Annotated in this window: 6 protein-coding genes and 1 pseudogene; all 7 read right to left on the reverse strand. The window is 62.7% G+C overall.

Annotation, left to right across the window (positions count from 1 at the left end):
* Positions 1–52: 52 nt before the first annotated feature.
* Positions 53–2,482, reverse strand: coding sequence for an RND family transporter (locus ACIQ09_RS12645; RefSeq protein ID WP_398310165.1), 2,430 nt, complete (start codon positions 2,480–2,482; stop codon positions 53–55).
* 33 nt (positions 2,483–2,515) lie between these two features.
* Positions 2,516–3,616: a WD40/YVTN/BNR-like repeat-containing protein gene (locus ACIQ09_RS12650; protein WP_398310168.1), complete on the reverse strand. Its 1,101-nt coding sequence runs from the start codon at positions 3,614–3,616 to the stop codon at positions 2,516–2,518.
* A gap of 93 nt (positions 3,617–3,709) precedes the next feature.
* On the reverse strand, positions 3,710–5,065 hold the full coding sequence (locus ACIQ09_RS12655) for a DUF1329 domain-containing protein (protein ID WP_398310171.1): 1,356 nt from the start codon (positions 5,063–5,065) through the stop codon (positions 3,710–3,712).
* A gap of 25 nt (positions 5,066–5,090) precedes the next feature.
* Complete coding sequence (locus ACIQ09_RS12660; protein WP_398310174.1) at positions 5,091–6,752, reverse strand: DUF1302 domain-containing protein; 1,662 nt, start codon at positions 6,750–6,752, stop codon at positions 5,091–5,093.
* Positions 6,753–6,964: 212 nt separating this feature from the next.
* Positions 6,965–8,437, reverse strand: a complete 1,473-nt coding sequence (locus ACIQ09_RS12665; protein ID WP_398310177.1) for a DHA2 family efflux MFS transporter permease subunit — start codon at positions 8,435–8,437, stop codon at positions 6,965–6,967.
* 22 nt (positions 8,438–8,459) lie between these two features.
* Positions 8,460–9,314, reverse strand: coding sequence for an SDR family oxidoreductase (locus ACIQ09_RS12670; protein ID WP_398310180.1), 855 nt, complete (start codon positions 9,312–9,314; stop codon positions 8,460–8,462).
* A 41-nt stretch (positions 9,315–9,355) separates the two neighbouring features.
* A pseudogene (locus ACIQ09_RS12675) lies at positions 9,356–9,655 on the reverse strand (steroid 3-ketoacyl-CoA thiolase); the annotation flags it as partial.

Genomic DNA, 9,655 nt, shown 5'->3' on the forward strand with positions numbered 1-9,655 from the left:
CGGCCGGTCGGCGTGCTTATCGGTAATCGGGTTGTGAGGGTTGGGGCGCGTCTCAGGCGGTGGCCAGGGCGACCCGGGGCTTCGGGTTGAGCAGGAAATGCGACAGGGCCGGGATCAGCACCAGGGCGCCGAGCATGTTCCACAGGAACATGAAGGTCAGCAGGATGCCCATGTCGGCCTGGAACTTGATGGGCGACCACGCCCAGGTGATCACCCCCGCGGCCATCGTCATGCCCACCAGGGCGACGACCTTGCCGGTAAAGTCCAGCGAGCGTCGGTAGGCCATGCGCAGGGTGTCACCGCGGCGCTGTACGGCGATCTGCACCGACAGCAGGTAGAGGGCGTAATCGACCCCCACCCCCACGCCGACAGCGATCACCGGCAGGGTGGCCACCTTCAGGCCGATGCCCAGCCACACCATCAGCGCCTTGCAGATGATGGTGGTCATCACCAACGGAATCAGCGCGACGATGGTGGCGCGGATGCTTTTGAAGGTAATCAGGCACAACAGCGCTGTGGCCCCGTACACTGCGAGGTACATGGTAATGATGCTCTTTTGAACCTCGATATTGGTGGCCGCCTCGATGCCGGCGCTACCCGCTGCGAGCAGGAACTCGACGGGCTGCTCTGTGCTGCCCGAGGCGGTCTGTTGCAGGTTGAAGTCCTCGGCGATCTTCAGCACCCGGCTCAGCGTATCCGCCTTGTGGTCGGCCAGGTAGGCCACCAGCGGCGACACGGAGCAACCCTGGTTTGTGATGTCCGGCGTCGCAATCATCGCTGCCGACACCGATGCGTCGACGATGGCCTGGTTGCGGCTCAGGGCAAGCCACTTGGGGCTGCCTTCGAACATCGCCGACGACACCGAGCGGACGGATTCGGCCAGTGAAGTGGTTGTCTGAACGCCCGGGTCCTGGCGCAGGGCCCAGGCCAGATCGTCCATCTGACGCAGGGAGTCGTAAAGTCGACAGCCCTCTGCCCCCGTTTTCATGATGACCACAAACTGGTCACTGGAAAGGCCATAGTTGGCGGTGATGTAGGCGTTGTCCTGGTTGTAGCGGGACTCAGGACGCAGTTCTGGGGCGCCTGAATCCAGATCACCGATGCGCAAGTCTTTCATCACCACGGTGCTGACCGCAGTGATCAGTACGGCCACGGAGATCATGCCGATAGCCCAATTGCGCTCTGTCAGCACATCAAGTCTTGCCCACAAGCGACCAATCACGGTGCGCGGCGCCACCGTGCCCGACTCCTCCTCGATGGCCCGACGAGCGGCCGATTCGCTGACACCGATGTAGGACAGGGTCACGGGAATCAGCACCAGCTTGGTAAACACCAGCACCGATACGCCGACGCAGGTGGTGATCGCCAGATCACGAATCACCGGAATGTCGATGATGACCAGTACCGCAAAGCCGACGATATTGGCCAACAGCGCAGTCAGCCCTGCCATGAACAGGCGCCGGAAAGTGTAGCGCGCCGCCACGTATTTATGGGTTCCACGTCCGATGTCCTGGATGATGCCGTTCATCTTCTGGGCCCCGTGGGACAGGCCGATGGCAAAGATCAGGAAAGGCACCAGGATTGAATACGGGTCGAGTTCGTAGCCCAGCAACTGCATGAGGCCGAGCAGCCAGACCACACCGATGACCGCCACCGTCACCAGCAGCACGGTGCTGCGCAGGCAGCGGGTGTAGAGGTAGACAAAGACAGCTGCCACGGCCACCGACACGGCGAAGAACATCATGACTTCACGCAGACCGGCAATCAGGTCGCCGACAACCTTGGCGAAGCCGACGATGTGGATACCGATCCGGTCGTTCTCGAGCACACGGATCTTCTGTTCAAGATCGTCGGCAAAGGCGCCATAGTTCAGCGGCTCGCCGGTCTGGGGATTCACGTCGAGCATCGGCGTGACGATCATGCTGGAGCGCAAATCCTTGGACACCAGCTTGCCGACGATGCCGGCCTTAGCCACGTTGGCCCGCAGGGCCTCCACGGTTACCGGGCTGCCGTTGTAGTTGGCGGGCATCACGGCGCCGCCGGTGATGCCATCCTCGGTCACCTCGCGCCAGCGCACGATGGGCATCCAAAGGGACTTCATCCACGAACGATCGACGCCAGGAATCAGGTAAAGGGTGTCATTGACCTTGCGCAGCACTTCGAGGTACTCGGGGTCGTAGATGTCGCCCTTCTTGTTCTCGACGACGATGCGGATGGTGTTGCCCAGACCCGGCAGCTCCTGCTTGTTTTCCAGGTAGTTCTGGATGTAGGGGCTGCCGAGGGGAATCATCCGCTCGAAGTTGGCATTGACGTGGATGCGCGTCGCCGCAAAACCGAGAAAAACCGTGGCGATCAGGCAGGCCGCGAGGAAGATCACCCGGTTGTTGAAGATGAAACGCTCGAGGATGTTCCCGGACCGCCGATCGAAATCGGCCGCGTCCCGGACCACGGGCATCGCACTGTTCTCTTTATGGCCGGCCATGGTTCTCTCTTGTCGTTGTTATGCGTGGCGCTGTCAGCGGACGGCAGGCAGCGTGACCAGGTTGACCCCGCCATGCCGTGTCAGCGCCAGAGCATTGGCGCCCACCAGCGCAGCGGCGAGCACTTCGCCCTGACGTGGCACTTGCAGCGCCGCCAAAGTGCGGCCGCCGTCCGTGGTCGAAAAGACATGCCCGGCCTGCGAAACCAGAATCAGGCGCGTGCCACCGGCAGGTAGCACGGCTATGATGCCGGCCTCTACGCCGGTTTCGATCTTGCGCCAGCTGGCGCCGCCATCCTCGCTGGCCCAAGCGTTGCCGCGCAGGCCGTAGGCGAGTAGCAGGCCGGGTGCCGCATGCACGCCGAAGAAGGTGCCGTTGTAAGGCGTCTCGATGGTCGTGAAGTGATCGTCGCCCTTGTCGAGGCGCCGCAGCAGCCCCTGCTCCCCGGCAAAATAGAGCGTTGCGCCGTCGGTTGCCGCTGCGTAGAAATGCAGGCGGCGGTCGTTTTCGGCCCGCTCGATCCACGGCTCCCAGCTCTTGCCACCATCCCGGGTACGCAGAACAAGGCCGAAGGCACCGATCACGAAGCCCTCACTGGCGTCACTGAAGAGCACGTCGAGGAAGGGGTTGGGCATCACATCGGGGCTGGCCGACTGGGCCATCAGGCGCTCGATCTCGCCCTTCACGCGGGCCGCCACGGTGTCGCCAGCCGCTGCCCGTGCTTCATAGCTGCGATTGAGGATTTCGAGCACCGAACGTCCATCGAGGACGCGCGTCCAGCTTTCGCCACCGTTATCGGTGCGCAGAACCACCCCGTCATGCCCGACGGCCCAGCCGTTGCGCGCATCCCGTAGGTGCACCGCGGTCAGGTCGGCACGCACCGGCCCCGTGGCCTGGCGCCAGTCCTTGCCCCCGTTGGACGAGAACAGGATGTAGCCCCGCGGCCCGACGGCAACAACACGCGCGCCCTGGCTGGCAATGCTGACCATCGGGCTGCGCAGGGCCAGCGCGGTAATCGGCGCACCGCTGGCGAGGGGGTCGGTTGACACCCCGGCAGCAGACGCAGAGGCAAGCGCCAGGACCACAGGCAGCGTGGCGACACGCACCAGACCGGCCAGAATGGATCGTTTTTTCACAGTAAAGTCCCCAGTCACCATGGATCGTGGCCGCTGCCGGCACGCTCATCGCAGAGCGCACCGGCCCGGCTGGACCGCCAGCTCACCCGAAGGTCAGCGAGCCGTTTCCCGCGCCACGACTGCCTCGGGGTTCAAATCCCGGTTGGCCATCGGCTTGTCGAGCACGCCGTAGCCGCCTTCGAGGCCGTCATTGACCAGGGCATACATGCCCTTGTTGAAGTCATAGATGACGTTCTTGACGGTGTAGGGCGCGGTCACGTCGTAGAACTGGACCATGGAGTTGAACAGGGAACGGTAAAGCTTGCCGCTCTGGTCGTAGGCGTCAAAGAGGCCGGCGCCGTAGGTATCTTCGTCCAGGTAGTAAGTGCGCTTGGCATAGACGTGACGGTTACCCGGCTTGAGCGTCGCTTCCACCACCCACACCCGGTGCAGCTCCCAGCGCCAGCATTGCGGGTTGGCGTGGGACGGCATGAACTGCTCCTCGGTCTTGCAGCCGAAGTACAGCTTGTAGGCGTTGTAGGGAATGTACATTTCCTTCTTGCCGACGAGCTTGAAGTCGAAGCGGTCCATCATTCCGGAGAACACGAACAGCTCGTCGAACAGTGTCACCCCGCCCATGCTCGACACCGGGGTGTCGTAGGAGAACTCCGGCGCCAGTTTCACGCGGCGCTGGCCAGGGGTGTAGCTCCAGGCACGCCGGGGCTTTTCGGTCGGATCGAGATAATCCACGATGCCCGTGGCTTCACCCGCCTTGCGCACCGGCGACTGGGTGATGGAGTGAGTGCGCCAGTACATCAGCGGGTCACGGCCATCCAGGTCGGCGTGGTAGTACGGTGTTTCTTCCAGGGTCTGCTGCTGGGCGGTCATCACGGCCTTGCCGGACGAATCCACCACCCACGAACGGGACGACTTGGTGGTGGTGTCAGCTTTGTAGCGCAGCTGCAGGTTCCACATCACCTCGTAGCCCGTCTTGGGGATCGGGAAAGGCAGGCCACCGCGACAGTCGGCCTCCACGGCCAGGCCGTTCTTGAGCGTCTTGCAGGTGGTGGCATTGCGCACCGTGGCGTCCAGCACCTTGGCTGGAATGGCCGCCGTGCGGTGGCTGGGGTAGACGTCCATGTAGTAGGTCGGATACTTCTTCAGCAGGGTCTTCTGGCCCTCGCTGAGCTTGTCCGCGTACTGGTCGACGTTCTTGCCGTCAATGCGCAGAACGGCCTTTTCATCCTTGAAGGGATCGGCCCAGAAGCCGCTCTTCGGCCTAAAGTCGGCCGGGGCCTTGGTCAGGCCACCGGTGTATTCGGGGATGGTGCCTTCCTTGTTGCCGGCCTTGATCGCGCCGTACTTGGTCAGTGACTTGCCGAGTTCCTTGGCTTCGTCTGCGCTGACGGCAGCCAGACCGTGGGCCGAAAGGCTTGCCAAGGCCAAAAGTGCGATTGCGTGCTTTTTCATGTTCCTCGTCTCCTGGTTGCGGCCTTCAGAAGGCCGTCTTGAATGTGAAGGTAAGCCAGCCACGGTCCGTTGCACCAACGGCGCTGCTCAGTCCGTTGCCGCCGAGTGCCGTGGTGCCGGCCGCGTTGTAGATCGTCGCGGCCGCCAAGTCTGCGTACCGCAGGGTGAACTCGTAGCGTGAAGCGTAGGTCATCTTGACCCCCATCGACCAGCTCATCAGGCGTTCAAAACCGCCACCGCCGCTGGGCGCGTTGCCGCTCAGGCCGTAATTCACGGTCAGAGGAACATCCATGTCCCAAGACGGGAAGATGTTCAGGTACTGGGGTGTGAAGTTGATCGCGATCTGGGCAAAGTCATCGGTCGAACAACCATCCATCTTGTTGCCCAACTTGTTGCCCGCCGCACCGCCAACCTTGGCGCAGTTATAGCCGACGGCCTTGTAAAGGTTCGGATTCTTGGTGACCTGATCGAGTCGGCTGTAGGCCAGTTCGGCAATCAGGGTGCCGGTATCCCAGAACGAGGTCTTGGGCAACATGTAGACGCCGTTGACGATGGCGTGCCAAGTATCGCCACGCGCCCCGGTGTTGTTTGCGGCGCTGACGCCGGTCGAGTTCAGATGACCGTTCTTGCGCATCGACAGCTCGGAACCGAAGCTCACCGGACCGATCACCCGTGCAAAGCTCAAGCCCAGCAGTCGTACACCTTCGGGATAGACGAAGCGGAAGGGACCGGCTGCACCGAGGTACTGCACGCCGGTTTCCGGCGCGTAGTCGTTGAACTCCCGGTAATAGGCGCCGAAGGTCGATTCGATTTCCTCGACGTTCAGCTTGGCCGCAACGCCCCAGTTGCCGTCACCGCCGGGCTTTTTCGACTGGGCACGGGCCCAGTTGTTCGGCAGGCGGTCCACCGTCGGTGCCGTATCGGCACCCATCAGATAGGTACCGGCATGGGGAACCCGGGTAGGTTCCCATTCGTAGAAATACTGGCCGGCAATGGACAGCCGATCGGTGACCTGGGCCTTGCCGGACACCTGGCCGACAGGGAGAAAGACTTCCTTGGTCTCGATGCCCGGGCTGGTAACGGCCTTCACGCCATCGACGGGCGACTGCGAATACGAAATGGCGTGACCGCCGATCAACAGGCCTTCACCCCAGATGTTGGTGTGGCGGCCGACCTTGACGTTCAGCGGCACGGCACCGATGTCCATGTTGGCCCAAACGAAGGCGTCGAGCAGCTCGCCGGACGGACCATTGACGTAGCGTTTTACGGTCGAGCTGTACTCGCTGTTGCGATAGCTGGTGAGCGCGCCGCCGGGGGCGGTGGTGTGCACCGAGTGATCATCGTAGGCATTGTCGTACCACGCAGCACCGGTCACCCGGGCACCGAACTGGCCGCGGTAGCTCAGATCGAGTTCGCTCAGCCAGTCGACCCGGTTGGTGACAACGCTCCCCTTGCCGAACTTGCTGTCCGACTCGTCATAGTTGGGGTTGTTCAGTAGTCGGCGATCCTGCCCTTCCATACGCATCCCGAGGTTGTAGCGCACGGTGTTGTCCCAGCGCATTCGCAGATCGGGGTTACCCGTATCCAGCTCGATCGCCATGGCACTGCCAGCCCAGCCAATTGCAAGGGCTGCTGCCACACCGTGCAACGGGAAGCGCGCACGACCCAATCCATTGTTTCTGATCATTTATTGTGTCTCCTCAGATACGACGATGACGATCATGGCCACCCATGATCCCGATGCTCCGACTCCCTACCTTGCGGAATTCCGAAACACCATCGACTCCTCATCCTTCGAAGCGCTGTAGGACTTTTCTGTCCTATCGACGCTCACTGCATTGTACTGAGCATTTCTTTATAATTCTATAGTCCGATTAAAATTCTACATACAGAATCAGACTAGCCTCCATCGTGCCTCCCCAAAGCTTGCTCAGCCGGCCCGACCCGCATGCGCAGAGCAGGCACAACAGCCAGCAGGAAGACCAAGCCGACAACCATGAAGCACACGCTGAATGCCTTCTCCATGGCCGTTGTCGGATCGAGCCCCTCCTGCCGCCCTCTCGCATCCAGCCAGCTGAAAGAAATCGTCAGCACGTTCACGCCGATCGCCCCACCCAGTTGGCGAATGAAATTCAGCGTCCCGGAGGCTTGGGCAAGTTGAAGCGATTCGACCAACTGCAAAGCACCAAGGTTGAGGGACGGAATCGTCATCCCCAAGCCGATGCGTCCCAGGGCAATCAGGACGGCCAGCACGGCAAATGAACGCACCACTACGCCCGACCCGATGAGCAGGAAGGAAACCGCAAAACACAGCAGACCAACGACGATCAAGCTGTGCGCAGCAAAGCGGTCGAGCAGACGGCCGGCCGCGGTAATGCTGAGCGCCATCGCCAGTCCTCCGGGCAGCAGCAGGAGCCCCGACAGACCGGCGTCGTAGTGCAGAACGGTCTGCACATAGAGCGGCAGCAGGTAGGTGGAGCCGTAAAGGCCCAATCCATAGGCAAAGGCCACCATCGCCGAGGCGGCAAAGCGTCGGTTGTAAAACAGTCGCAACTGCAGCAGCGGATGGGGAATCCGCATCTCCCAGATGACCAGCGCCACCGTAAAGGCCAGCCCGACGCCGAGACGTATCAGAAAGGCCGGCGCCGTCCAGCCGTCGGAATGCCCGACTGCAAAGCCGGTTAGCAGACAGAAGATAAACAGCGCCATCAGCACCAGGCCGGGCACATCGAAGCTTTGCTGCGGGGTGCGGGTATCTCGCTCGGGGAGGAAGCGCAAACTCAGGAAGGTGCCAACCACGCACAGGGGCAGGGTGACGAAGAAGATCGCCCGCCAGCTCACCAGATCGACCAGATAGCCCCCCAGCGCCGGCCCGATGGCGGGTGCCAGCACGACACCCAACCCAAAGGCCGACATGGCTCGCCCCCGCTTGGAGGGCGCAAAAACACGGAAGATCACCACCAGGCCGAGCGGCTGGATCAGACCCGATATCGCCCCCTGGGCAATACGTGCGGCAATCAACAGCGGCATGCTGTCAGCCAGACCACCCGCCAGCGAGGCCAGGCTGAACAGCACAAGCGCACCGGCATAGGTGAGCCGCGGACCGAAGCGCCGCTCGAACCATGCAGCCAGCAGCATGGTGGTGACCATCGCCCCGAGAAAGCCCGTCGACAACCACTGGGCATCCTCGGTGCTGATGGAAAACTGCCGCATGATGGCGGGGATGGCCACATTGATGATGGTCGCCTCAACCACCATCGAGCCGGTCGCCAGCACCACGGTCAGAATCACCAGCAGGCGATAGCGGGTAGAGGAAATGCCGTCGTTCACGATGGCGGGGCCACAGGGCAGCCGACAGATGTCCGTCGCCACGCGATGCCCTCCTCCCGGACGCTCAGACTGCCCCGCCGGTCGCGGCAGCACGCGCCCGGACCGAGGCTTCGAAATCGCGCTTCAGCGTGGGGTAGTATGCAATCTGCCCGCCCATTCCCCCGGCGATGTCGATGGACGCAGCACTAATGAAGCTGGCGTAGTCGCTGGCCAGGAACAAGGCCATGCCGGCCACGTCCTCGGGCTTGCCGTAGCGGCCCACCGGCACCACCTTCACCACCATCGCGTCAAACTCCTCACGGCTTACGCCCGGCCCCATTTCCTTGTAATGGCGGTCCCACTGGCCGGTATCGATCCAGCCCATGTTCAGCGTATTGACCAGGATGTTGTCCTTCGCCAGCGACATGCCCAGGGACTTGGCCAGGGCAATGCACGACGCCCGGTTGATCACCGACGGAATGCCGTCCGGCGTGGGGATGGTGCCGGCCAGCGCGTTGATTTCGATGATGCGGCCCCAGCGCTGCTTGCGCATGTGCGGCACTACTGCCTGGATGAAGCGGAAGTGGCCCATCTGCAGAATGTTGGCGTGCTCAAGGATGGCTTCCGGGGTCAGCGTGTCCAGATTGCCGCCCTTGCCCTGCCCGGCGTTGTTCACCAGTACATCCACGCCGCCCCACGCGGCGGCGACGTCGTCGACGAATTTGCGCACACCTGCGGTGTCGGTGACATCCACGGCGCGGGCGATTACCGCGCTGGCGGTCTTTGCCAGCTCGGTGCCGGTTGCTTCCACGGCCTCGGCCGTGCGGGCGCAGATGGCAACCCGGGCACCTTCAGCCGCAAAAGCCCGGGCAATTGCACGACCGATCCCCCGGGACGCCCCGGTGACGATGACGCGCTTGTTGCTCAGATCGATATTCATGCTGTCCCCGCCTTCTCTGTTGGTACTTCAGCCCGCTTGTTTCACAAGCGCTCGATGATCGTTGCCGTGCCCATCCCACCCGCACAGCAGATCGCCTGCAGCCCGTAACGGCCACCCCGACGCTCCAGCTCGTACAGCAGGGACGTCATGATCCGGGCCCCGCTGGCCCCCAGCGGATGACCCAGCGCTATCGCCCCGCCATTCACGTTGAGCTTCTCCAGATCCGCCCCCAGCTCCTGCTGCCACATCAGCGGCACCGGGGCGAAGGCTTCGTTCACTTCGTACAGGTCGATGTCCGCCAGACTCAGCCCGGCCTGCGCCAGCACCCGGCGGGTGGCCGC

Source organism: Zoogloea sp. (genome assembly GCF_044344315.1).
In the GTDB taxonomy this organism is placed as follows: domain Bacteria; phylum Pseudomonadota; class Gammaproteobacteria; order Burkholderiales; family Rhodocyclaceae; genus Zoogloea.

Coding starts and splice junctions, on each gene's coding strand:
- ACIQ09_RS12660 (WP_398310174.1), bottom strand. CDS start 6,752: ATGATCAGAAACAATGGATTGGGTCGTGCGCGCTTCCCGTTGCACGGT.
- ACIQ09_RS12655 (WP_398310171.1), bottom strand. CDS start 5,065: ATGAAAAAGCACGCAATCGCACTTTTGGCCTTGGCAAGCCTTTCGGCC.
- ACIQ09_RS12670 (WP_398310180.1), bottom strand. CDS start 9,314: ATGAATATCGATCTGAGCAACAAGCGCGTCATCGTCACCGGGGCGTCC.
- ACIQ09_RS12645 (WP_398310165.1), bottom strand. CDS start 2,482: ATGGCCGGCCATAAAGAGAACAGTGCGATGCCCGTGGTCCGGGACGCG.